This is a genomic window from Bordetella sp. FB-8, assembly GCF_000382185.1.
GTDB lineage: Bacteria > Pseudomonadota > Gammaproteobacteria > Burkholderiales > Burkholderiaceae_B > Bordetella.
In genome coordinates this window covers 544,934-569,060 of record NZ_KB907784.1, presented here as the reverse complement: position 1 = coordinate 569,060, position 24,127 = coordinate 544,934, and the positions used below count along the sequence as shown (strand labels likewise).

The 24,127-nt window shown below is 64.9% G+C and carries 22 protein-coding genes; 7 read left to right on the top strand and 15 right to left on the bottom strand.

All coding sequences use genetic code 11. The annotated features are described in order from the left end of the window. Positions 1 to 1,143 carry a glycerate kinase gene (locus H143_RS0102800; protein ID WP_019936706.1) on the bottom strand — a complete coding sequence of 381 codons (1,143 nt, stop codon included), beginning with the start codon at positions 1,141 to 1,143 and terminating at the stop codon, positions 1 to 3. 118 nt (positions 1,144 to 1,261) lie between these two features. Between H143_RS0102800 and H143_RS0102795 the strand changes: the two genes are divergently transcribed. Continuing rightward, a complete protein-coding gene (locus tag H143_RS0102795; protein ID WP_019936705.1) occupies positions 1,262 to 1,957 on the top strand; it encodes a TIGR00266 family protein in 696 nt (231 codons plus the stop codon). Between the two features lie 11 nt (positions 1,958 to 1,968). Here H143_RS0102795 and H143_RS0102790 read toward each other — a convergent pair whose 3' ends face one another. The 4 genes from H143_RS0102790 to H143_RS0102775 form a co-directional block, all read right to left on the bottom strand. After that, positions 1,969 to 2,649 carry an O-methyltransferase gene (locus H143_RS0102790; RefSeq protein ID WP_019936704.1) on the bottom strand — a complete coding sequence of 227 codons (681 nt, stop codon included), beginning with the start codon at positions 2,647 to 2,649 and terminating at the stop codon, positions 1,969 to 1,971. A 17-nt stretch (positions 2,650 to 2,666) separates the two neighbouring features. Further along, entirely contained in the window at positions 2,667 to 3,200 is a 534-nt protein-coding gene (gene def / locus H143_RS0102785; RefSeq protein ID WP_019936703.1) for a peptide deformylase, read from the bottom strand. Between the two features lie 26 nt (positions 3,201 to 3,226). Beyond that, complete coding sequence (gene gloA, locus H143_RS0102780) at positions 3,227 to 3,622, bottom strand: lactoylglutathione lyase (RefSeq protein ID WP_019936702.1); 396 nt, start codon at positions 3,620 to 3,622, stop codon at positions 3,227 to 3,229. Between the two features lie 139 nt (positions 3,623 to 3,761). After that, a complete protein-coding gene (locus H143_RS0102775) occupies positions 3,762 to 4,646 on the bottom strand; it encodes a LysR family transcriptional regulator (RefSeq protein ID WP_019936701.1) in 885 nt (294 codons plus the stop codon). 100 nt (positions 4,647 to 4,746) lie between these two features. Here H143_RS0102775 and H143_RS0102770 point away from each other — a divergent pair, with 100 nt between their 5' ends. Then, complete coding sequence (locus tag H143_RS0102770) at positions 4,747 to 5,535, top strand: enoyl-CoA hydratase (protein WP_026349653.1); 789 nt, start codon at positions 4,747 to 4,749, stop codon at positions 5,533 to 5,535. A gap of 116 nt (positions 5,536 to 5,651) precedes the next feature. Beyond that, on the top strand, positions 5,652 to 6,575 hold the full coding sequence (argC, locus tag H143_RS0102765) for an N-acetyl-gamma-glutamyl-phosphate reductase (protein ID WP_019936699.1): 924 nt from the start codon (positions 5,652 to 5,654) through the stop codon (positions 6,573 to 6,575). Positions 6,576 to 6,653: 78 nt separating this feature from the next. Here the strand turns inward: argC and H143_RS0102760 are convergent, their stop codons facing one another. The 10 genes from H143_RS0102760 to H143_RS0102715 form a co-directional block, all read right to left on the bottom strand. Next, positions 6,654 to 7,619: a tripartite tricarboxylate transporter substrate binding protein gene (locus H143_RS0102760; RefSeq protein ID WP_019936698.1), complete on the bottom strand. Its 966-nt coding sequence runs from the start codon at positions 7,617 to 7,619 to the stop codon at positions 6,654 to 6,656. Between the two features lie 33 nt (positions 7,620 to 7,652). Continuing rightward, positions 7,653 to 8,819, bottom strand: coding sequence for a tricarballylate utilization 4Fe-4S protein TcuB (gene tcuB, locus H143_RS0102755; RefSeq protein ID WP_019936697.1), 1,167 nt, complete (start codon positions 8,817 to 8,819; stop codon positions 7,653 to 7,655). A gap of 1 nt (position 8,820) precedes the next feature. Further along, on the bottom strand, positions 8,821 to 10,227 hold the full coding sequence (gene tcuA, locus H143_RS0102750) for an FAD-dependent tricarballylate dehydrogenase TcuA (RefSeq protein WP_019936696.1): 1,407 nt from the start codon (positions 10,225 to 10,227) through the stop codon (positions 8,821 to 8,823). 81 nt (positions 10,228 to 10,308) lie between these two features. After that, positions 10,309 to 11,235, bottom strand: a complete 927-nt coding sequence (locus tag H143_RS0102745) for a LysR substrate-binding domain-containing protein (protein WP_026349652.1) — start codon at positions 11,233 to 11,235, stop codon at positions 10,309 to 10,311. A gap of 43 nt (positions 11,236 to 11,278) precedes the next feature. Beyond that, positions 11,279 to 12,217 carry a M48 family metallopeptidase gene (locus H143_RS0102740; RefSeq protein WP_019936694.1) on the bottom strand — a complete coding sequence of 313 codons (939 nt, stop codon included), beginning with the start codon at positions 12,215 to 12,217 and terminating at the stop codon, positions 11,279 to 11,281. Further along, positions 12,204 to 12,932 (bottom strand): 1-acyl-sn-glycerol-3-phosphate acyltransferase, encoded by a 729-nt coding sequence (locus H143_RS0102735; protein ID WP_019936693.1) that lies wholly within the window; start codon positions 12,930 to 12,932, stop codon positions 12,204 to 12,206. The genes H143_RS0102740 and H143_RS0102735 overlap by 14 nt, the downstream gene beginning before the upstream one ends. Before the next feature lie 5 nt (positions 12,933 to 12,937). Continuing rightward, positions 12,938 to 13,504 (bottom strand): D-glycero-beta-D-manno-heptose 1,7-bisphosphate 7-phosphatase, encoded by a 567-nt coding sequence (gmhB, locus tag H143_RS0102730; protein ID WP_026349651.1) that lies wholly within the window; start codon positions 13,502 to 13,504, stop codon positions 12,938 to 12,940. A gap of 15 nt (positions 13,505 to 13,519) precedes the next feature. Then, positions 13,520 to 15,625, bottom strand: coding sequence for a glycine--tRNA ligase subunit beta (glyS, locus tag H143_RS0102725; RefSeq protein WP_019936691.1), 2,106 nt, complete (start codon positions 15,623 to 15,625; stop codon positions 13,520 to 13,522). Positions 15,626 to 15,634: 9 nt separating this feature from the next. Then, positions 15,635 to 16,552: a glycine--tRNA ligase subunit alpha gene (gene glyQ / locus H143_RS0102720; protein WP_019936690.1), complete on the bottom strand. Its 918-nt coding sequence runs from the start codon at positions 16,550 to 16,552 to the stop codon at positions 15,635 to 15,637. A 465-nt stretch (positions 16,553 to 17,017) separates the two neighbouring features. Further along, positions 17,018 to 17,599: an NADPH-dependent FMN reductase gene (locus H143_RS0102715; RefSeq protein ID WP_019936689.1), complete on the bottom strand. Its 582-nt coding sequence runs from the start codon at positions 17,597 to 17,599 to the stop codon at positions 17,018 to 17,020. Positions 17,600 to 17,867: 268 nt separating this feature from the next. Between H143_RS0102715 and H143_RS0102710 the strand changes: the two genes are divergently transcribed. From H143_RS0102710 to H143_RS0102695, 4 genes are all read left to right on the top strand, one after another. Beyond that, entirely contained in the window at positions 17,868 to 18,905 is a 1,038-nt protein-coding gene (locus H143_RS0102710; RefSeq protein ID WP_019936688.1) for a YCF48-related protein, read from the top strand. 372 nt (positions 18,906 to 19,277) lie between these two features. Beyond that, a complete protein-coding gene (locus tag H143_RS0102705; protein WP_033365341.1) occupies positions 19,278 to 20,447 on the top strand; it encodes an ABC transporter substrate-binding protein in 1,170 nt (389 codons plus the stop codon). 46 nt (positions 20,448 to 20,493) lie between these two features. Further along, positions 20,494 to 23,376: an ATP-binding cassette domain-containing protein gene (locus H143_RS23210; RefSeq protein ID WP_019936685.1), complete on the top strand. Its 2,883-nt coding sequence runs from the start codon at positions 20,494 to 20,496 to the stop codon at positions 23,374 to 23,376. Continuing rightward, a complete protein-coding gene (locus H143_RS0102695; RefSeq protein ID WP_019936684.1) occupies positions 23,373 to 24,110 on the top strand; it encodes an ABC transporter ATP-binding protein in 738 nt (245 codons plus the stop codon). Before H143_RS23210 ends, H143_RS0102695 begins: the two co-directional genes overlap by 4 nt. Positions 24,111 to 24,127: the final 17 nt, after the last annotated feature.

Sequence of the window (24,127 nt, the reverse complement as noted above, 5' to 3'; positions counted from 1 at the left end):
CTAGAGCCGACGCTTGCCCGCCGCCAGCCACAGCCGCGTCGCATCGCAGGCGCGCTGGGCCAGGAGCGTGGGCGCCTGCCTGACGGCCTCGGCCAGGCTCATCGGGCCGCCGGCCAGGCTGAAGGCGGCGGTGATGCCGATGTTGTGCAGGGCTTCGTAGCCTTCGCCCAGCGAGCCGGCCAGGGCCACCACGGGCACCCCCAGCTTGTGCGCGATACGGGCTACGCCGGCAGGCGTCTTGCCATGCAGGGTCTGGGCATCCATGCGGCCTTCGCCGGTATAGGCCAGGGCCGCGCCTTGCAGGGCCTGCTCCAGGCCGCTGATCTCGGCCACCAGCGCCACGCCGGGATGAAAGCGCGCCCCGAGAAAGGCCAGCGCCGCATAGCCCAGCCCTCCGGCCGCACCCGCGCCGGGCAGGTCGCGCGCATTGCGCGGCACATGACGCGAGCAGACATCGGCGTAGTGCGACAGATTGCGGTCGAGCTCGAGCACCTGCTCGGGCGTGGCGCCCTTCTGCGGCCCGAAGATGTGCGCGGCGCCCTTGGGGCCGCACAGCGGATTGTCGACATCGCAGGCAACGTCCAGGCGCGTCTGCTTCAGGCGCGGATCCAGGCCGGACAGGTCCACCGAGGCCAGCGCGCCCAGCGCGCCGCCGCCGTCGGCAAGCGCGCGGCCCTGCGCATCGAGCAGACGCGCGCCCAACGCCCAGAGCATGCCGGCGCCGCCGTCGTTGGTGCAGGAGCCGCCCAGGCCCAGGATGATGCGGGTGGCGCCCGCGTCGAGCGCGGCGCGCACCAGCTGGCCCACGCCATAGCTGCTGGCGCGCAAAGGCTGGCGCTCACCGGGTGCAATGAGTTCCAGGCCGGCGGCCGCGGCCATTTCGATGACGGCGCTGCCCGCGCCCAGCCAGCCCCAGCCGGCCCTGCGCGGTTCGCCCAGCGCGCCGCGCACCTCGGTTTCGCGCCACTGTCCTCCGGTGGCGGCCAGCACGGCCTGTACCGTACCTTCGCCGCCATCGGCCATGGGCACGCAGACGACCTGCGCTTGCGGCGCGGCGCGCAGCACGCCCTGCGCAATGGCTTGCGCCACGTCGGGCGCGGACAGGCTTTCCTTGAACGAATCGGGGGCGATGACGATTTTCACGGCTGCGTCTTCAGAGTACGTTATAAGGGCGGAAAGCGCCGGTAAGGGCAGCGCGGTTCGATGATACATGCTGGCACCGGCGACACGTATCGCCTCATCCGTTTTGAAAGGAGTAGCCATGCAAGCCGAAATCTCCGGCAATACCATGCCGGTTCTGCAACTGACTTTCGGGCCGGGCGAGCAGATCATCTCCGAGCCTGCGCAGTTCTCCTGGATGTCCTCCAACGTCGCGCTGCAGACCAAGATGGGAGCCGGCGGCTCCAAGGGCATTTTCGGCGCGATCGGGCGCGCCTTGTCGGGCGGCGGGCTATTTCTCAATACCTACGAAGTGTCCTCGGGCGAGGGCATGGTCGCTTTCGCCTCCAAGATGCCCGGCCAGATCGTCCAGGTCGAGTTGAATCCGCAGTCCAATTACATGGTGCATCGCCATGGCTTTCTGTGCGCCACGCAGAACGTGGAGCTGGCGATAGGCTTTCAGAGATCGCTGGGCGCCGGCATTTTCGGCGGGGAAGGTTTCATCATGCAAAAGCTGAGCGGCAGCGGCCATGCCTGGGTGGAGCTGGGCGGCGACGTGGTTTTCTACGATCTGGCGCCGGGCCAGTCGCTGCGCGTGCATCCAGGCCATATAGGTATGTTCGAAGCCAGCGTGGGTTTCGACATGACGCTGATGAAGGGCATCAAGAACGTGCTCTTCGGCGGCGACGGGCTGTTCGTGGCCAACCTGACGGGGCCCGGCAAGGTATGGCTGCAAAGCCTGGCCGTACCCAATATCGCGCACGCCATCATTCCCTACCTGCCCGAACCCAAGAAATAGGCGCGCTCGCGTCAGGCGAGCACGCGTGCCAGCACGAAGCCGTCCCAGCCTTTCTCGCCGACCGTCTGGATGGCGGTTGCCGTCAGGCGCGGCTCGTGCGCAATAAAGTCCAGGAAACCGCGCACACCCTGGACGGCGGGGTCGGTGCTGCCCGCATCGGCTACCGCGCCGCCGCGCACCACGTTGTCGCCGAGGATCACCGTACCCGGCCGCGACAGCCTGAGCGCCCATTCGATGTAATGGGGATTGTTCGGCTTGTCCGCGTCGATGAAGATCAGATCGTAGGGGCCGCGCAGCGTGGGCAAGACATCGAGCGCCTTGCCGATGCGCAGGTCTATGCGGCCGGATAGCCCCGCTCGGTCGAAGTTTTCCCGGGCGACCGCAGCGTGGTGCTGATCCGCTTCGATGGTGAGGACCTTGCCGTCGGCCGGCAAGGCACGGGCGATGCGCAGGGTGCTGTACCCGCCCAGCGTCCCTATCTCCAGGACGCGCCTGGCGCCCGCGATCTGTACAAGCAGCGCCAGCATCTGGCCCTGCAAGGCGGAAACGTCATACGCGGGAAGACCGGCCCGGGTGTTGGTCGCCAGTGCATCGGCCAGCGCCGAGTCGTCCGGTGCGAGCAGACCCGCGAAATAGCCGTCGACTGCGCTCCAGCGTGCAGAATCGGCAGCGGGATAGTCCGGCTTGCGCATGGAATCTCCCTGTTCGGTCAATCGTCGCTGTTGGGGTCCATCTCGGGAAACAGCACTTCGGTGAAGCCAAAGTGCGAGAAGTCGCGAATGCGCGAGGGATAGAGGCGGCCGATCAGGTGATCGCACTCGTGCTGCACCACGCGCGCATGAAAGCCCTCGGCCTCGCGCTCGATGGGCTTGCCCTCGGGGTCGAAGCCGCTGTAGTGAATACGGCTGTAGCGCGGCACCTCGCCGCGCATGCCGGGTACGGAAAGACAGCCTTCCCAGCCGTCTTCCATATCGTCAGACAGGGGCGTGATGACCGGATTGCACAGCACGGTGAGCGGTACGGCCGGCGCATCGGGGTAGCGCTCGTTATGCTCGAAACCGAAAATCACCAGCTGCGTGTCCACGCCGATCTGCGGCGCGGCCAGGCCCACGCCGTGGGCCGCGACCATGGTTTCGAACATGTCGGCGATCAACCGGTCGAGATCGGGCGTGCCGAAGTTGGCGACGGGGGCGGCCACGCGCAGCAGGCGCGGATCGCCCATTTTGAGGATGGGATGGATCATGGGCGGGATCTCTTGGCGCGGCTGATTCAGGCCTGGCGCCCCTTGCGCTGGATGAATTCGATCTTGTAGCCGTCGGGGTCTTCGACAAAGGCGATGACGGTGGTGCCGTGCTTCATGGGGCCGGCCTCGCGTGTGACCTTGCCGCCGCGGTCCTTGACCTTGGCGCAGGCGTCGTAGGCATCCTCGACTTCCAGGGCGATGTGGCCGTAGCCCGTGCCCAGATCGTACTTCTCGGTATCCCAGTTGTGGGTGAGTTCGATGACGGCGCCGTCGCTTTCCTCCTGGTAGCCGACGAAGGCCAGGGTGAATTTGCCGTCCGGATAGTCGTTGCGGCGCAGGACGCGCATGCCCAGGACCTGGGTGTAGAAGTCGATGGAGTTGTCGAGGTTGCCGACGCGCAGCATGGTGTGCAGCAGACGCATGATGATCTTCCTTGCAGACGGGAATGATCGTCAATGGTAGCAAGAAAAACTTGCCGGACTTTTTGCCGCAGCGCTGTTCCAAGGCAAAACGGCTCCCTTTGGGGGCAGCAAGCCGAAGGCGCCGCGTGGGGGCTTTTTCCTATTGCGCGGCCATGCCGCGCAGCACATCGAGCACGTGCCGCGTGGTCTGCTCGATGTCGCCCGCGCGGTGGGCGATGCCCAACTGGCGCCACAGCGCCGGGCGTAGCGGGCGCATGGCGATGCGCGCCCCGGGTTCGGGCGCGGCCGCCTCGTGCGGCAGTAGGGCGGCGCCGTAGCCGGCCGCCACCAGGCTCTTGATGGCGTCGTTGTAGTTGAGCTCGATGCGCGGCTCGGGATGCACGCCCGCCGCGGCGAACCATTCCAGGGTCTGGCGCGAAAGCCGGGTGCTGGCGTCGTTGAGAATGAGCGGCTGCCGCGCCAGCCAGCGCGGTGTGACGCGCGCGGGGCCGGACCAGTGCGCCGGCAGGAAAGCCATGACCGGATCGCGTCGCCAGGCCTGGATGCGCAGCCCGGCCACGGGCGGCTGGGGCATCGCGATCAGCCCGACATCGAGCAGGCCCTGGCGCAGTCCGGACAGCGTGTCCTGCGAAGTGAGCACGGCGACCTGTACGTCGATGCCGGGGTGGTCGCGCCTGAGCGTCTCCAGAGCCTGGGGCAGCAGATGGGCGATGGCGCCGGTGGATGCGCCCAGCCGCACGCGGCCCGAGAGGCCCTGCACCTGACGGTGCACGTCGTCCAGCGCCTGGTCGGCGTCGATCAGCAGCCGCCGCGCGCGCGCGATGAGCGCCTCGCCGATAGCCGTGGGCCGCACCTGGCCGCGCTTGCGTGTCAGCAGGGGCGCGCCGACGCGGGCTTCGAGTTCGGCAATGTGCAGGCTGACGGTGGGCGGGGCCAGGTGCAACAGGCGCGCCGCCTCGGCGAAAGAGCCGTGGTCGGCGATGCTGACCAAGGTGCGCAGGCGATCCAGGCTGATTTCACGCATTGGCTTTTTACGTCTTTTATCCGTTTTTATACGTATGCTTGAGCTTGATTACTTTAACCTTGGACCCAATGGGTTGGTCTTTTTTGCGGAGGGCACGATCATGAATAAAAATATCTCCTCTTCTCTTCTGCTCAGGCAAGACATGGACGGCGTCGTGGTGCTGCAGTTGAATCGTCCGCAGCAATTCAATGCGCTGTCCGACGCGCTGCTCGATGCCTTGCAGCGCGAATTGGCCGCGATCAGCATGGATGCGCAGGCGCGCTGCGTTGTGCTGTCGGGCGCCGGCAAGGCATTTTGCGCCGGACACGATTTGCGCGAGATGCGCGGCAGGCCTCAGTTTGTCTACTACCAGGAGCTTTTCGCCAAGTGCGGCCGCGTGATGCAGGCGATCCAGGCCTTGCCCATACCCGTGATCGCCCGCGTCCACGGCGTGGCCACGGCCGCGGGCTGTCAACTCGTGGCCAGTTGCGACCTGGCGATCGCCGCGCAATCGGCGCGCTTTGCCGTCTCGGGCATCAATGTGGGGCTGTTCTGCTCGACCCCGGCCGTGGCCCTGTCGCGCAATGTCTCGTCCAAGCGGGCCTTCGACATGCTGGTGACCGGGCGCTTTATCGACGCGGCCACGGCGGCGGACTGGGGCCTGGTCAACGAAGCGGTGCCCGACGACAAACTGGATGAGGCCGTGACACGCAAGACAGCCGAGATCCTCATCAAGAGCCCCGCGGCCATACGCCTGGGCAAGGCCATGTTCTACAAGCAGAAGCAGATGGCGCTGGCCGATGCCTACGCCTACGCAGGCGAGGTCATGGCGAACAACATGATGGAGCAGGATGCCTGCGAGGGTATCGACGCCTTCATGGAAAAGCGCCCGCCCCGGTGGAAGTCGTAACGGCTTTCTGATTCATGAAAACTGAATCATGAAGTCATAAGATTCAACTTTTCATATCCTGGCGCTGGACCGAAGATGGCGACTCGCGAATTTCACATCGGGAGCCGGGAATCATCATGTCCTTACCTACAGTCTTCATCGACGGCGACCAGGGCACCACTGGCCTGCAGATCCACGAGCGCCTGAGGGGGCGCGCGGATATCCGCGTCGCCACCCTCGCCGCGGCCGAGCGCAAGAACGCCGAACGCCGCGCCGCGGCCATCAACGATTGCGACATCGCCCTACTGTGCTTGCCCGATGCCGCGGCGCGGGAGGCCGCGCAGTCGGTCGTCAACCCGGCTGTGCGCGTCATCGACGCCAGCTCGGCGCATCGCACCACACCGGGCTGGGTCTACGGTTTTCCCGAGATGACGCAAGGGCAGGGCGAACGCGTCGCGGCGGCCAGGCGCGTGACGAACCCCGGCTGCTATCCCACGGGCGCGATCGGCCTGCTGCGGCCCTTGCGCGAGGCCGGTCTGCTACCCGACGATTATCCGGTGGCCGTGCACGCGGTGTCGGGCTATTCGGGCGGCGGCCGCGCCGGCGTCGAGCAATACGAAGGCCCGGACGCGGCGACGGCGCCTGCCTTCCAGGTCTATGGCCTGGGTCTGGCGCACAAGCATGTGCCCGAGATGCAGGCGCATATCGGGCTGTCGCGCCGGCCTTTCTTCGTGCCGTCCTACGGCGCATACCGGCAAGGCATCGTGCTGACGGTACCGCTGGATTTGGTGTCGCTGGGCGCGGATGCCGCAGCCCTGCACGCCTGCTTGGACCGCCACTACGCCGGCTCGCGCCACGTGCAGGTGCTGCCGTTGGACCAGACCAGCGTCATCGGCAGCCTTGATCCCGAGGTCCTCAACGGCACCAACGATATGTGGCTGGGCGTATTTCACAACGCCGAACACGGCCAGGCAGTGCTGGCGGCCGTGTTCGACAACCTGGGCAAGGGGGCCTCGGGGGCCGCGGTGCAGAATCTGGATCTGATGCTGGCGTTCCGCTGACACGGATGCGTGGTCCAGGCAAGGATCGCATTGTCTTGCCTGGCCCGCGGCCGCAGGCATCGTCCGGCCGGACAGGTCTTATTTCCCGGCCTGCAGGATGTCGTGCCACTTCTTGGTCTGCTCGACGATGTAGGCGCCGAACTGCTTGGAAGGTTCGCCGCCGGGATCGGCGCCGATGGACTTCATGGCCTTTTTCATCTCGGGCGATTCCAGCGCCTTGACGACGGTGGCGTAAAGCTTGGCCTGCACGTCCTTGGGCGTATTCACAGGGGCCATCAGGCCGTACCAGGTCTGGAATGTGTAGCCGGGCAGCCCGGCCTGGTCGATTGCGGGGACGCCGGGCAGATAGACGCTGGGTTTGGGGCTGGATACGCCCAGCGCCCTGACGGTGTTGGCGCGGATCTGGGTCAGCGCCGAGCCGCTGGTCTCGAGCGACATCTGGATCTGGCCGGACATCAGGTCGGTCATCATGGGCGCGCCGCCCTTGTAGGGGACGTGATTGATCTGGATGCCGGCCATGCGCTTGAAGAGCTCTCCGGCCAGGTGTTCCGTGCTGCCTATGCCGGCCGAGCCGAAATTGAGCTGGCCAGGGTGGGCCTTGGCGTATTGGATCAGCTCGGTGACCGAATGGACCGGCACCTTCGGATTGACGATGAGCACGTTCGGGCACGAGGCCACCGTCGTGATCGGGGCGAAATCCTTGATGAAGTCGTAGGGCAGGTTCTTATAGATCGACGGCGCGATGGTGTGGGCGATGGTAGCCAGAAAGAGGGTGTAGCCATCCGGCTTGGCGCGCGCCACATAGCCCGCGCCGATGGTGCCGCCGGCGCCGGCCCGGTTGTCGACCACCACGGGTTGTCCCAGCAGCTTGCTCATTTGCTGGGCCAGCGGTCGGGCGACCATGTCGGTGGTGCCGCCCGGGGGAAAGGGCACGACCAGTGTGATGACATGATCGGGCCAGGCCGCCGCCTGGCTGGATGCGGCCCAACCCAGGCTCAGACCGGCCGCCAGGCCGGCGATGAGGGTGCGTAGCGGTTTTTTCATGCGTGTTGTCTCCGTGCTTGGTTTTTGAGGGTGTCAATCGGATCCCAGCTGCAGCTTGTTCGGTTGGCGCTTTTCGATGGCCCATTTCAAGAGGGCCGCGCTGCGGTAGACGCCGTGGGCGAACTTGCCGTAAGGCAGGGTGAGGAACAGGGCCATGACGCAGCCCAGGTGCAGCGCCAGCATGAGCCCCATGGCGCCGGTATCGCGCAGCAGCAGCAGCAGCAGCCCGGTCAGCGCCACCAGGAACAGCAGGGCGATGAAGCCGCGGTCCATGGGGCGCTGGGCCGTGTCGCCCTGCTCGGGCGCGCGCCGCAGGTTCAGGCGCCAGAGGCCTGTCGTGCCGAGCACCAGCCCGATACCGCCGATCGACCCCAGCAGCACGGGAATGCTGGTCACGGGGTAGGGCGCCTCCAGGCCGAGGAAGTAGTGGTAGATCGTGGCTACGCAGGTCGAGGCAAAGCACAGCATGAAGCCGTAGAAGGTCAGGTGGTGGCAGCGGCGGCGCTTGAGCGTGAAGGCATCGTCCTCGTTGTTGCAGCCCTTGCCGTGGCCGCCGTCCAGGTATTTCAGGCGCAGGGCGTCGTGGGTGGCCTCGGCCACCGCGGGGCCGGTGGCCGCGCCCGGGCTGACCTCGCGCCAGAACCGCGTCACGCCCTTGCCCAGTGCGAACACGGCCAGGAGAAAGACCGCGCCGAACATCAGCGCCAGGGTGTTGTGCGCGAACACGGCGTAGAAATTGCTTGGCTGCGAGTCACGGAACAGTTCGCCCTGCACACGCTTGAGCATGGCCAGAAACAGCGCCAGGCCGGCGGCCAGCGCCACCGCGAGCGTCAGGCCGTTGCGCTTGTACAGCGCGCCCAACCCGGCTGGCCACGCATAGTCGCTGTAGGTCTGCACGCGCACCTTGGCCATGGCTCGCGGCACGTTCACGCCGAATTCGTGTGGCGGGGCGTACTGGCAGGCGTGCAGGCAGGCGCCGCAGTTATGGCAGAGGTTGGCCAGGTAGTCGATGTCGGCCTTGTGAAATTCCAGCCGCCGCGTCATGGCGGGGAACACCGCGCAAAAGCCTTCGCAATAGCGGCAGGCATTGCAGATCTGCATGACGCGGGCGACTTCGCCCTCGTTTTCGGTCAAGGCCGCGGGGACGGGGCCGCGGACCTGGGCCTGCGCCTGTTTTGCCAGCGTTTCGAGTTCGGTCATCTCAGACTCCCTGTTGCTGCTGCTGCTGCCTGGCCGCGGCCGCGGCGCCTGTGCCGGCGATGCGGCCGAAGGCGGTGCCGATCGACATCCCGACTCCCGCCGTATAGCCCTTGCCCAGCACGTTGCCGGCCATCATTTCGCCGGCCACGAAGAGGTTGTCGCTGGGCTTGTCGTTAAAACGCACCGCCGCCGTCTCGTCCACCTTCAGACTCAGGTAGGTGAAGGTGATGCCGGGGCGCAGGGGGTAGCCAAAGAAGGGGGCGGTGTCGATGGGGCGCGCCCAGTGCGTTTTGGCGGGCGCGACGCCTTCGGTATGGCAGTCGTCCAGGGCCGTGTGGTCGAAGGTGCCGACGCGGCAGGCGGCGTTGTATGCAGTCAGGGTTTGCATGAAGCGCGCTTCGTCCAGCCCGAGTTTGCGGGCCAGCTCCGGCAGGGTTTCGGCCTGCGTGCCGGGAAAGACCGGCGGCATGAAACGGCCCACGGCCTTGGCATCGATGATCGAGTAGGCGATCTGGCCGGGCTGCATGGCCGTCAGGCGTCCCCAGATGGCATAGCGCTTGGGCCAGAAGTCTTCGCCCTCGTCGTAGAAGCGCTCGGCGTCGCGGTTGAGCACCACGCCCAGCGAAACGCAGTCGATGCGGGTGCAGATGCCGCCGTCGTACAGCGGCGCGCGTGCGTCGATGGCCACGCAGTGCGATTGCGAAGGGTCGCCGATGACGTCGGCGCCGGCGTCCATCATGAATTTGAGCAGCACGCCCTGGTTAAAGCGCGTGCCGCGGATCAGGAAGTTGTCGGCCGGCCATTCGCCACGCTCGTTCTGGCCCCAGGCCTGTCGCAGCCATTCGAGGTTCGATTCGAAGCCGCCCGCGGCCAATACGCAGGCGCGCGCCTGGACACGCTCGCCGTTGGCCAGGCGCGCGGCAAGAAAACGGCCGTCGCGCAAATCGAGCGATGCGACCGGAGCGTCGTAGCGCACCTGTACGCCGAGCTGCTCGGCGCTGCGGTAATAGGCGTTGATCAGGGCCTTGCCGCCGCCCATGAAGAAGGCGTTGGTGCGCGCCACGTGCAGCGCGCCCGACAGAGGCGGCTGGAAATTCACGCCGTGCTTGCGCATCCAGTCGCGGCAGCTGGACGAGGCGCGGATGACCAGGCGCGCCAGGTGTTCATCAGTGATGCCGCCGGTGACTTTGAGCAGGTCCTGCCAGAACTCTTCCTCGGGGTAGGCTTCGACCAGCACGTCCTGCGGGGCATCGTGCATGCAGCGCAGATTGCGGGTGTGCTGCGAATTGCCGCCGCGCCACGGCCTGGGCGCGGCTTCCAGGATCAGCACGCTGGCGCCTGCCTCGCGGGCCATAAGCGCGGCGCACAGCGCGGCATTGCCTCCGCCGATGACCAGTACGTCTACCATGAATTCAGCCCCGTATATCTACGGGTGAAGACTATAGGCCTGCGGCGGGACGCCAACAATACGCTTTTTAAGAATAGGTCTTCATTTTTTGTGAAGCCTCGCGCCAGGCCATGCGTCCTCCCGGACCAGCTTGGCCACGGTCTGCGTCAGCAGCACCCGCGCGGCCAGCGCGGCCGGCGACAGCTCATCGTCGGACAGGCTGGCCAGCATATTGGCGCGGGTCGGCTGCCGCTCGCGTATCTGCCAAGTGCGCAGCTTCGAGCCGGCACTGTGCGTGGCCGCCGCCCCAGGCTGCAGCGTGGCGCCGTGGCCGGCGCGCACGAGCGCCATGAGCGCCGCCAGGCCGTCGACCTCCATGGCAATGTGCGGTTCGACGCGCAGACGGGAGAAGGCGCCATTGAGCAGGGCCCGCAGGCCGTGGCTGCGGCTGGGCAGTATCAGGGGCAGGCGGGCGGTTTCGCGCAGGCTGACCGGCCCGGGCTCGGGCAGATCCGCCAGCGTCGGCGCCGCGATCAGGAAAAGGCGCTCATCGAGCAGCGGCTGGATGCTCCAGCGCTGCGCAGCCTCGGTATGGAAGATGATCGCCAGGTCGAGCTGGCGCGCGTTGAGCATGGTGGCCAGATGGCCCGACAGGCTCTCCACCAGTCGCACGCGCACGTCGGGGTAGCGGATGCGCATGGCGTCCATGAAGGGCACGGCCAGTACCGAGGAAGTGGTGGGCGCCAGGCCGACGCTGACGTGGCCGCTCAGGCGCGACGAGCGCGCCGCGAGCACGGCGTCGTCGGCGTGGCGCAGCGTGAGCTGGGCCTGGCGCAGAAACGCCATGCCGGCCTCGGTGAGCGTCGTGCCGGTGGCGGCGCGGATCAGCAGCCGGGTCGAGAGTTCGCTTTCGAGCCGACTGATCTGCTGGCTCAGGGCCGAGGTGACCACTCCCAGGTCCGCTGCCGCCCTGCCCATGCTGCCGCATTCGACGACCTTGATGAAATAACGCAGCTGGCGCAGTTCCATGGAATGAGCGGTGATCAGGTGGAAGCGTACGTGCGACGCTTCTTCAGAACTGCGGCAAGGCCGCCGGATCATGCCGGCGCAGCGCCTGCTTGGCTTTTTCGAAGTCGGGCAGTATTTCGCCGACCTCGGCCCAGAAATCCTGGCTGTGGTTCATCTCGCGCAGATGCGCGAGTTCGTGTGCGATGACATAGTCGATGATGTCGGGCGCGAAGTGGATCAGGCGCCAGTTGAGCATGATGGTGCCGTCGCTGGTGCAAGAGCCCCAACGCGTGGCGGCCGAGGACAGGCGCCAGCGCCGGATGCTCAGGCCGGTGCGCTGCAGGAAATACGCCAGGCGCGCGCCGAAGTGGTCGCCGGCGCGCTGCTGCAGCCAGGCCTGCGCGGCGTCGCGTACCCGGGCCTGGTCTGCGCTGGGCGCCAGGGGCAGCCAGAGCGTGTCGCCGTCCCGCGGGTCCTGGCCCGTGCCGGAAAAAAAAGCCTGGCGGCGATCGGCGGCCAGGCCCAGCACGATGCGCCTGCCCAGATAGGGCAGCTCGCCGCCGTCGATCCAGCGCGTACCGGTGAGCGCGAGCTTTTCCTTGCGGTTCTGCCATTCGCGCAACTTGGTCAGTATCCACCTGGCCTTCTCGCATACGGCTTCGTCGATCTGCCCCAGCGTGACCCAGTTGGGCGCCGTGACACGCAGGCCGTCGTCGTCGATGACAAAGCCGATGCTGCGCCGGCGCGAGCGCTGCAGCACGAAGCCTATGGACTGCTGGGGCGTTTCCACCTCGCGCCAGCGCGAACCGTCGGGCAACTGCGCGGGGCGGGACATGGGTACGCGGGAATCGGGCGCGGCGTGGGCGGGGGTCAGGACCAGGGGGGGCGCATCGTCGGGCACGGCGCGCGCGGGCGCGGCGGCGGATGGGGCGACAGCGGGGCCGTCGGCCGCGGCGGACGGGCCGAAATCGAACGACAGCGCGAGCTGATCAGGGGGGGCCATAGCGTTCGGGGTTGAGGACGCGCATTTCTCCGTCTATCCAGTCATGCACCTTGGCGTTCAGTTCATCGGCCGTGAGGCCTTGGGACGCTATTGCCGGGCCGATCGAGACGGTGATCAGGCCCGGGCGCTTGACGAAGGCGTTGCGGCGCCAGCATTCGCCCGAGTTCAGTGCGATCGGGATCACCGGAGCCCCGGTTCGCGCGGCCAGCAGGGCGCCGCCCGATTTGAAGCGGCCCATCTTGCCGGGCGCCACGCGTGTGCCCTCGGGAAAGAGCAGGGGCCAGCGGCCTTCGTCCAGGCGCTGCTTGCCCACGCGCACCACTTGATCGAAGGCGTCGCGCCCCTTGCTGCGGTCGATGGGGATCATGGAAAGCAGCGCCAGGCCCCAGCCGAAGAAGGGCACGCGATGCAGTTCGCGTTTGTAAACAAAGCAGATCTGGCGCGGCATGTGTGAGGGCAGGAACAGGGTCTCCCAAGCCGACTGGTGCTTGGCCAGCAGCACGGCCGGGCCGTCGGGCAGATTCTCCCAGCCCTTGACCTGCCAGCGTATGCCGCAGAGGACGCGCGCGCCCCAGACCGCCAGGCGCGGCCAGCCCATGGTGAGCCGGTAGCGCCACGCCGAGGGCAGGGGCGACCAGATCATGCAGGCAAAAGCGTACGGTATGACCGTGACGGTCAGGTAAACGGTGTAGATGAGGGATCGCAGCCAGGCCATGTCCGTCAAGCTCCGGTGTTGCGCGCGGCCTTGCCGTCGTTGGCGAGCAGTATGTCGACGAAGGCGGGCAGGTCGTTGCAGATTTGGGTTCCGGGCGGCAGGCCGCCCTTGTCGCGCGTCTTGACGCCGTTGCCGGTGAGCGCCAGCCAGGGCGCGCAACCGGCCGCGTGCGCGGCCTGCAGGTCGCGCAGCGAGTCGCCCAGGCAAGGCACGCCGGCCAAGTCCAGGTCGTAGCGGCGGCCGATCTCATGGTACATACCCGGCAGCGGCTTGCGGCAGGTACAGCCTTCATTGGGGCCGTGCGGGCACATGAAGACGGCGTCGATCACGCCGCCCACCTTGATCAGTTCCTGGTGCATCTTCGAGTGGATGGCGTTGAGCGCCGACACATCGAACAGGCCGCGCGCCAAGCCCGACTGATTGGTGGCGACCACCACCACCCAGTCGGCCTGCGACAGGCGCGCGATGGCCTGCAGGCTGCCCGGCAGGGCCACCCATTCGTCGGGGTTTTTGACGAAGGCGTCGCTGTCCTGGTTGATGACGCCGTCGCGGTCGAGGATGACGAGTTTCATGATCATGGACCGTACTCAGGAAGCGAGGCGCGACAGGTCGGCCACGCGGTTCATTGCGGCGTGCAGGCTGGCGAGCAGCCCCAGACGGTTGGCGCGCAGTGCCGGGTCTTCGGCATTGACCATCACCCCGTCGAAGAAGGCGTCGACCGGCCCTTTGAGCGCGGCCAGCTCGCGTAGCGAACCGGCGTATTCGCCCGCGTCGAACAGCCTGTCGGATGCGGCGCGCACCGTGGCCAACACGCCCGCCAGATCCTGCTCGGCCGCTTCCTTGAGCAGCGCGGCGTCGATGCGCTGGTGCACCTGGCTGTCGGCTTTTTTCAGGATGTTGCCCACGCGTTTGTTGGCCGCGGCCAGGGCGGCCGCTTCGGGCAAGGCGGCAAAGGCACGCACTGCCGCCAGCCTCTTGCCCACTTCGCCCAGGCGCTGCGGGCGCAGGGCCAGCACGGCGTCGACTTCCTGCGCGCTGTAGCCTTGCTCGCGCAGCAGGCCGGCCAGGCGGTCGTAGATGAAGTCGGCCAGCGCGGCACTGGCATCCTGAACCTTGCCGCCGAAAGCGGGGGTTGCGACCTGGGCGAGCAAGGCATCCAGGTCCAGGGGCAGGTCTTTCTCGACCAGCATGCGCACCACGCCCAGGGCGTGGCGACGCAGCGCGAACGGATCTTTATCGCCGCTGGGCAGGTTGCCGATGCCGAACATGCCGGCCAGCGTTTCGAGCTTGTCGGCCAACGCCACGGCCACGCCGACTTGTCCGCGCGGCAGGTCGTCGCCGGCGAAACGCGGCTTGTAGTGGTCTTCGATGGCGTCGGCGACATCCGCCGCCAGGCCGTCGTTCAAGGCGTAATAGCGGCCCATGATTCCTTGCAGCTCGGGGAATTCGCCCACCATGTCGGTCAGCAAGTCGGCCTTGGCCAGCTGCGCGGCCTGATCGGCCTGCCGTGCATCGATACCCAGCTTTTCGGCAATGGCGCGCGCGATCGCGCGCACGCGTTCCACGCGCTCGCCCTGCGTGCCAAGCTTGTTGTGGTAGACCACTTTCGCCAGTCCCGGCACGCGGCTTGCCAGCGTTTTCTTGCGGTCCTGGTCGAAGAAGAACTTGGCGTCGGCCAGGCGCGGGCGCACCACGCGCTCGTTGCCGCCGATCACCGCGCCGGCATCTGCGGGGCTGATGTTGCTCACGACCAGGAATCTGTTGGTGAGTTTGCCCGCTGCGTCCAGCAACGGGAAGTACTTCTGGTTGGCCTTCATCGTGAGGATGAGGCACTCTTGCGGCACGGCGAGGAACTCCGGCTCGAACTGGCAGACCAGCACGTTGGGCCGCTCGACCAGCGCCGTCACTTCGTCCAGCAGGGCCTCGTCGTCGATGGGCTTGACGCCGCCGCCGGCCTTGGCCGCCGCCGCGTCGAGCTGGCGCCGGATCTGCGCGCGGCGCGCGTCAAAGCCGGCGATCACCGCGCCGCTTTCCTGCAGCGTCGCGGAATAGCTGTCGGCGTCCTTGATGATGATGGGATCGGCTGTCGCTTCGAAGCGGTGGCCGTGCGTGGCATTGCCTGCCGTCAGGCCCAGGGCCGAGACGGGCACCACCTGCGTGCCATGCAGCGCGACCAGGCCGTGCGCGGGACGCACGAACTTCACGTCGGTCCAGCCGTCGGCCAACTGGTAGGTCATGACCTTCGGGATAGGCAGCCTGGCGATGGCCTCGTCCAGCGCCTTCTGCAGGCCGTCGGCCAGCAGGGCGCCCTTGGCGGTGCTTTCGTAGAACAAGGCCTCGGTCTTGCCGTCGGGCGCGCGATTGAGTGCCGGCACCACGGAAGCGTCGGCTCCCAGCGCCGCCAGCTTCTTGAGCAGCGCGGGCGTGGGTTGACCCGAGGCGTCCAGGCCCACGCTCACGGGCATGAGTTTCTGCGACACGGCGCGGTCGGCCGCCTGCGCGGCGACCGCGGTCAGGTGCGCGCCCAGGCGACGCGGCGAGGCATAGGCCGTGAGCTCGGAGTCCGCGCCCGACAGGCCCTGCGCTCTGAGTTGATCGGCCAGCACGCCCGCAAAGGCGTCGCCCAGTTTCCTGAGTACCTTGGGCGGCAGTTCTTCGACGAACAGTTCTACGAGAAGATTTTGATTGCTCATGTGTTTTATTCAAGCCACTTTCTTGTCGAGCTTGGCCAGTGTTTCTTCGGCCCAGGCCTTGGGCGCCATCGGAAAGCCCAGGCGCGCGCGGCTGTCCAGGTAGCTTTGCGCCACGCTGCGGGCCAGGTTGCGGATGCGGCCGATGTAGGCGGCGCGCTCGGTGACGCTGATGGCGCCGCGCGCATCGAGCAGGTTGAAGCTGTGCGCGGCCTTGAGCACTTGTTCGTAGGCCGGCAGCGCGAGCTGCGTTTCCATCAGGTGCAGGGCCTGGCGCTCGTGCGCGCCGAAGGCGGTGAAAAGGAAGTCGGCATCGCTATGCTCGAAGTTGTAGGCCGATTGCTCCCGCTCGTTTTGCAGATACACGTCGCCATAACTGAGGCCCTCGGTCCACGTCAGGTCGTAGACGTTTTCCACGCCCTGCAGGTACATGGCCAGGCGCTCCAGGCCGTAGGTGATCTCGCCGGTGGCCGGCTTGCAGTCGATGCCGCCGACCTGCTGGAAGTAGGTGAACTGGGTCACTTCCATGCCGTTGAGCCATACTTCCCAGCCCAGGCCCCAGGCGCCCAGCGTGGGGTTTTCCCAGTCGTCCTCGACGAAGCGGATGTCGTTTTTCTTCAGGTCGAAGCCCAGGGCCTGCAGGCTGCCCAGGTACAGCTCCAGGATGTCTGCCGGCGCGGGCTTGAGGACGACCTGGAACTGGTAGTAGTGCTGCAGGCGGTTGGGGTTCTGGCCGTAGCGGCCGTCCTTGGGGCGGCGCGAGGGCTGGACGTAGGCGGCCTTCCAGGGCTCGGGACCGATGGCGCGCAGGAAGGTGGCGGTATGCGAGGTGCCCGCGCCGACTTCCATGTCGTAGGGCTGCAGCAGGGCGCAGCCTTGCTTGTCCCAGTAGTTCTGGAGGGTGAGGATGATTTGCTGAAAGGTAAGCATTTTGCCGGCGAGATGGGCGGGAAACCGGGCATTTTAACTTCCTTCCTCGGGTTCCCAAGCCAGCGAGCCGAAGGACTTTGGACTGGTCTGGGTTCTTGAAGTGCCTTGATTGAGCTCTTGAGCCGCCGGCTTGGGTTCAATGAGGGACTGGTTTGAGTTCCTAAGGCGCCTTCGACAGGCCTGCGGGAGTTCCGGCGCTCGTCCGGCGGGCTGCGGTTGACCGCCGTCGCGGATCTGCAGAGGCTGCCCCCCGCACTGTTCATAAAAATGGCCGCCCGGACTCCGCGCACCGGCATTGCAAGAGAGGAAACAAGCAGCACCCGCGGACAGCCATGCGCCTGAATGAAGCGTGGTGAGTCATGCCCCATTGCGAGTTGTGTAATCGCAATGATCTGAGCGGTTAGAGGTAGTGAGATTGCCGCGGTGTGCTGCTACGACGCCTATGCCGTAAAGAGCAAGAGATTTTTAACCCTGGACTCCTGGACTGTTTTCAAGAAAGTTCGCGATCCAGGCGGAAAATGCCTGCATGAAGCTTTGCAGGAATTTTTGCGAATCTTCATTGACCAGCGTGCCGTCGGCGTCGAACAGCTTGTCAGCGCCGCCGATGTAGGCTTCCGGTTGTTGCATTGCCAGGATATTGAGGAAAGTCAGCGACTGACGCAGATGGTGATTCGCTCCAAATGCGGCGATGGCTCCGGGAGACACGCTGACTATGGCGCCGGGCTTGGCATTCCAGACGCTGCGGCCATAGGGTCGAGAACCCACGTCGATGGCGTTCTTGAGAACGGCCGGCACGCTGCGGTTGTATTCCGGCGTGACGAACAGGACAGCATCGGCGCGCGCTACCCGCTGGCGAAAGTCTTTCCAGGCGGGAGGCGCGGCTTCTGCTTCGAGGTCCTGGTTGTAGAACGGCAACTGGCCGATCTCGACGATTTCCAGCTTCAGTTCGGGCGGTGCCAGCGCCTCGAGCGCGTTTGCCATCTTACGGTTGAGAGAGTCCTTGCGCAGACTGCCCACCAGCACTACGACGTCGCGTGCCTTGCTCATATCACACTCCTTGCCATTGGCAATTGAAATTCATCGTCTTGGTAACGCTAGCCGAACCGGCCGCGACAGCGGGCGCCCGGGCCACGCGCGAGGACGACCGCCGCGCCTCGTTCTCGCACGCGAGGGCCGGATCCGGCATCTAGCGGCATCAGCATCGCCGATGTCTGGCTATTTTATGCTGAATTACTGTAATATGGAATTTAGATAAAAAATAGTGTAATAATTAAGCTGTGTAATTCATTTAATACTCATATATTGGGAGAATTGCATGAGTAACGGCACGCTTTTCGTGGCAACGGCCGGGCAGGCCATTCTGCGCAGCGCCGACGACGGCTTGACCTGGCACCGCCAGGGCCTCGGGCAAATCCTGGAGTTCGACGGCACGGTGCGTTCGCTGAGCGCCAGCCCGATCTCGGCCGAGACGGTCTATGCTGGCACCGATGTCGGCCTGTGCGTCAGCCACGACACGGGCAACGTCTGGGAAAGGGTGGACAGTCCATTCAACGGCCAGACTGTCTGGAAGGTGGCAGTCGATCCTCGAGACGCCAATCGCATTTTTGTTGGCACCGGGGCACCCTCCCGCGCGGTGCTGTGGCGCACGCTGGACGGTGGCAAGAGCTGGACGCGCGCGCCTGTCGAGATCCCCGAGTTTTGCGCAGGTGTAAGCCGGCCGCGCTTGCTCGCGTTCGCCTTCGATCCCACCGACCGTAGCCAACTCTGGTTCGGCCTGGAAGAGGGCGGGCTGTTTCACAGCCGCGACGGCGGCGACGACTGGGAGCGCGTCGACGACCGCCTGCTGTACGACTTTCACACCGATATTCACAACATCGCGGTACTGCCCAATCGAGGCAACAAAGTCGTCGTCGTGGTCTGCGTGAACGCCGTATACCGCAGCGAAGACGAAGGCCAGACCTGGACCGGCCTGCTGGCCAAGGAGGCCTGGGGTCTGTACTACATACGTGCCCTGGGCGTGCCGGCGGGCACCGAAGACACGCTCTACATCAGTATTTCCGATGGCACGCCAGGCGCCACCAGCAAAGTGCTCATCACGCAGGATGCGGCAAGAGCCTGGGAGTTCCAGCCGTTTCCACAGCAGCCCAACTCATGCATCTGGGCCATCGGCATCAACCCGGCGAACACCGCCCAGATGATTGCAGGCACCAAATACGGCGATCTGTTCACATCCACCAATAGCGGCAATACGTGGAAGAAAGAATGGCGCGAGTTCAGCGAAATCACTGACGTATTGTGGACGTCGGCGGTGGCGCGAACGAGGCCGGCCCACCAATCGATCGCCAAAAAGTGAGCGGGCAGGGCCTGCGCCAGGCCTGATACCGGAGAACGGCGGCAGGGCGGAACCTTCGGTGGGGGGGCGCTCCGTCACGGTTCCTCTTGGAAAAGACAAAATTATCATAATAAGAGAAATTAGAAAAATTCTATCCCGGGCTTTTCGCCAGTCGGCCCTGCCGGGCAGGGTTCTTCCCTCTTCAAGCGTCTGAAACAGGCGCGAAGGTCTTGCCTGCGCTTGGCTTATCGCCAAGCAAAAGATGTCTCAAAACAATATTGTAAGAATAGGTGTTTCCCCGAAGTTTATTTTATGGCTGTTTTTATAACAATATTATCAAATTACAGTAATTCAACATTTATCAGCCGACCGAACGTTACCGAGGAGACTTTCATGTCAGTCATCAAGCACCGAGCACTCATTTCGGCCTCCGTCGCAGCAGCCATTTCCATGTCCACGGCGCCGTGCCTCGCAGCGACCACTCCCATCAAGATCGGTTTCATGGTTTCCAGCACCGGGCCGGCTGCCGTCATCGGCATCCCGCAGCGCAACTCGGCGCTGCTCATGCCCAAAGAAATCGACGGCACGCCTGTGCAGATCACGGTGCTCGACGACGGCGGCAACGCGACGAACGCCGTAAACAACGTCAAGAAGCTCATCAGCGAAGACCACGTCGATGCGCTGATCGGCCCGTCGATTTCTCCCAATGCCATGGCGATCCTGAACTTCGTGGCCGAATCGAAAACGCCGCTCATCGCTGCCGTCGGAACCGACGCCGTCATCCAGCCGATGGATGCTGTCCGCGAATGGGTCTTCAAGACCGCACAGGCCAACTCGCTGATTTTGCAAGCCGAGGTCGGGAACATGGTCAAGGGCGGGATCAAGACGCTCGGTCTCCTGCGCCTAAACGACGCTCTCGGCGAGGAATGGGCCACCACCCTCAAGCCCATTATCGATAAAGCCGGCATCAAGCTCGTGGCCGACGAGCGTTTCCAGCGCAGCGACAGCAGTATTGCCGCGCAAACCATCCATCTCGTGGCAGCAAACCCCGACGCCATTCTGGTGGCGGCGGCCGGCGGCACTTCGGCGCTCGGCCAGCAGTCGCTGGTTTCGCGCGGCTATCGCGGCAAAATCTACCAGACCGAGGGCGCCGCCACCGACGACTTCGTGCGCCTTGCCAAAAAGTCGGCGGAAGGGGCGTTGATGGCCGCGGGCCCGCTGCAGGTCGTGAATCAGCTCGACAATAGCAACCCCATCAAGAAGGTTGCTCTGGGCTACATCGCCGAGTACGAAAAGGCACAAGGCACCAAACCGTCCACCTTCGGTTCCAATGTCTATGACGCCGAAATCCTTCTGAAAAATGCCGTCCCCGTGGCGCTGAAAAAGGCGCAACCGGGTACGGAACAATTCCGCAGTGCGCTGCGCGATGCGTTGGAAAACAGCAAGGACGTGGTCGGAACGCAGGGCGTGTTCAACATGACGCCCGAAAACCACAACGGGATGGACAAGCGCTCCGCGCTCATGATGGTCGTGAAAAACGGCAAATGGGTCCTCTTGAAATAAAGCCATTCGACAGATTGGGTTTTCTCATCACCACGATGGCAGCCTCATGGACTTCACTGTCGCCTTCTCTCTTTTGCAAGACGGGCTCACTAACGGCGCTGCGTATGGGCTGATAGCGCTGGCGCTCGTTCTGGCGTTTTCAGTCACACGCGTGATCCTGGTGCAGGCCGGCGAATTCGTCTCGTTCGGCGCGCTCACCATCTATACGCTGCAAAACGGCCAGACTCCCATGACAGTGTGGTTCATGCTGGCTGCCTGCTGCGTTGCCGGCGTCATGGAACTGATCCGGCTGCGCTGCGCGCACGCTCCTGCCGCGCGGTACTTGCGTCCCGTCGTCTGGTGGGTCGCCGTGCCGGCCGTCATCGCGGCCGTTACGGTCGCGGCGCCGAAAGCCCACGCACCCATGGCGCTTCAGGTTCTGCTCACGCTCGCCATCGTCGTGCCCATCGGTTCGGCCATGTATCGGGTCGTCTATCAGCCGATCGCGAATGCCTCGATCCTGGTTCTGCTCATCGTCTCGGTAGCCGCCCATTTCGTTCTCGACGGGCTGGCCTTGGCGGCGTTTGGTCCTGACGGCGCGCGCACGGCTGCGTTCACCGACACTCGCTTCGAGGTCGCCGGACAAAGCGTTGCGCTGCAAAACCTGCTCGTACTGGTCGCGAGTGCCGCGCTAATGGGCATGTTGTACTGGTTTTCTCAAAAGACCGCCCACGGGCGCGCGCTTCGCGCCACAGCCAGCAACCGGCGCGGCGCGCTCCTCATGGGCATCAGCGCAGACATGGCCGGTTTGACGAGCTTCGGGCTGACTGCGCTCATTTGCGCCATCGCGGGCATTCTCATCGCGCCCTTCGTCACCATTTACTACAACTCGGGTTTTCTTGTCAGTCTGAAAGCTTTCGTAGGAGCCACGGTCGGCGCCATGCTCAGCTATCCCTTGGCCGCGCTGGGGGCTTTGTCGATCGGCGTGTTCGAAAGCTTTGCCGCGTTTTGGTCGAGCGGCTACAAAGACGCTCTGGTATTTGCCCTGATGGTGCCGATCCTGCTGGGCTGCTCGATGTTCTCCAGTCACGTTATCGACGAAGAAGAAGAAAAAGCGGGGGGCGGAATGCGCACGGTTCCGCGCTTCATCAAAGCGCTGCGCGACGCGGCGTGGCGCGTGCCAGGAAAGCTTTGGCTCATCGCGCTGCTTGTGTTCATCGCCGTGCTGCCCTTTGGGCTGTCGCACTACTACGTCACGCTCACCAGCTACATCTATCTATACGCCATCGTCTGCCTCGGCGTCATTCTCCTGACGGGCGTGGCGGGCCAGGTGTCGTTCGGGCAGGCCGCTTTCGTCGGGGTGGGCGCCTATGCCAGCGCCGTGCTCACGAAAGCCTGGCTGATTTCTCCCTGGCTGGCCCTGCCTCTCGTTCTGCTCGCCACGGCGCTGTGCTCCTGGATTCTCGGCGCCGTGACCTTGCGCATGCGCAGCCATTATCTGCCCATCGCCACCATCGCTTGGGCGGTCAGTATTTTCTACGTGTTCTCCAATACCGACAGCATCGGCGCCTCCACGGGCATGACCGATCTTCCGCCCATTCCGTTGCCCACGTTCGGATTTGTTCATAGCTACGAGCTGCGCATCTATTACCTGGTCGCACTCGTGCTGTTCATCCTGGCGCTGGCGAGCCGGAACCTGCTCGATTCCCGCACCGGCCGGGCAATACGTTCGCTCAAGAGCAAGGCGCTCATGGCGGAAAGCATGGGCGTGAACGTCCCGCTCCTGAAAATCAAGGTGTTCGTCTTCGCCGCTGTTCTCGCCGGAATTTCGGGCTGGCTTTATGCGCATATGCAGCGCTTCATCAATCCCTCGTCTTTCGGCCTGGAAATGGGAGTGCAATACATCTTCACGGCGGTGATTGGCGGCATCGGACAACTATCCGGCGCCATCGTCGGGTCGGCGGTGGTCGGCGCGATCAGCGATTGGCTGCAAAGCATCCTGCAGATGAACGTCCTGCAGAAATTCGGCAATCTCCAGCAGGTAATCTTTGGGGTGCTTATCATTTTACTGCTGCAACGCACGCAGCATGGCATCGCGTACCTGTTCACGGCGTTCATCCGGCCGCGCAAGGTGCCCGAGAGCGGCAACGCGCTGTTGACGATGCACGCGGGTCCGGCGCCGGAGGCCGGCAAGCCGCTTCTGCGAGTGAACCGCGCCACCAAGCGGTTCGGCGGGCTGACTGCCGTGTCGGATGTCAGTTTCGATGTCGCGCCCGGGGAAATCATGGCCATGATCGGTCCCAACGGAGCGGGCAAATCGACCATGTTCAACCTGATCTCGGGCGCGCTCAAACCCACGTCCGGCGAAATCATCTTCGCCGGAAAGCGGATCAACGATCTGACCAGCCACTCCATTGCCGACACCGGCCTGTCGCGTACGTTCCAGCATGTGAAGCTGCTGGGCGAGCTGTCCGCCATCGATAATGCGGCGCTTGGGGCCTACCGCCACGGGCGGTGCGGGATGCTCGCAACCATGCTCAGGCTGGATCGCCGCGAAGAGAGGCAAGCCATGCAAGCCGCCGCCACGGCGCTCGAGCGCACCGGACTTGCCGAAGTTGCCAACCAGCCCGCCGGCTCCCTTCCCCTCGGAAAGCAGCGTATTCTGGAAGTAGCCCGCGCGCTCGTCGCTCGTCCGCAAATGCTGTTGCTCGACGAACCCGCCGCAGGCCTGCGAGCCAGCGAAAAAGACGAATTGGCCGAGTTGCTCAAGCGGCTGCAATCAGAAGGCATGACCATTTTGCTCGTCGAGCACGACATGGCGTTCGTCATGAATCTGGCCGACCGCGTCATTGTTCAGAATTTTGGGTGCACGTTGACGATTGGCACTCCCGCCCAGGTTCAGTCGCATCCCGATGTCATCGCCGCTTACCTCGGAGGGGTGGCATCATGAAAGCCGAGTCCGCAACCCCGATCCTGCAGGTCGACAACCTGTCGGTCCGCTACGGCGCGATAGAAGCCGTACGAAATGTGAACCTGACCCTGTTCGAAGGCGAGGTGGTCACCATTCTCGGCCCGAACGGCGCGGGCAAGACCACCACCATGGAAGCCCTGATGGGCATGTTGCCTTTCTCGGGCGGCGCACGCTATTGCGGCGAGAGCATCGAACATTGGACCACCACAGAGCGGGTGCGCCGCGGGTTCACCTTGGTACCCGAATCGCGCGACTTGTTTTCCGACATGACCGTGCGCGAGAACCTCGTGCTCGGCGCGTTCAGCCGCCGCTTTCACGGCAGACGCGATGTACAGGACGAACTCGACGGCGTCTATAGCGTCTTCCCGCGGTTGAAAGAGCGCGCGAGTCAGCTTGCGGGCACATTGTCGGGCGGCGAGCGCCAGATGCTGGCTATCGGCCGCGCTCTGATGCTCAAGCCCAGACTGCTCATGCTCGACGAACCGAGCCTCGGCCTCGCTCCACGCATTGTGACGGAAGTCTTCAACATCATCGGCCGGCTGCAATCACACGGTGTTTCGGTGCTGCTGGTCGAACAGAACGCGCGGGCCGCGCTTGCCATCGCGGACCGCGCCTACGTTCTCGAAACGGGCAGCATCGTCCAGGAAGGCCCGGCCGAGCTGCTCGGCCGAGACCACCGATTGACGCGAATTTATCTGGGTTTGAAGTCCTGAATCGTTTGCCTGGATAG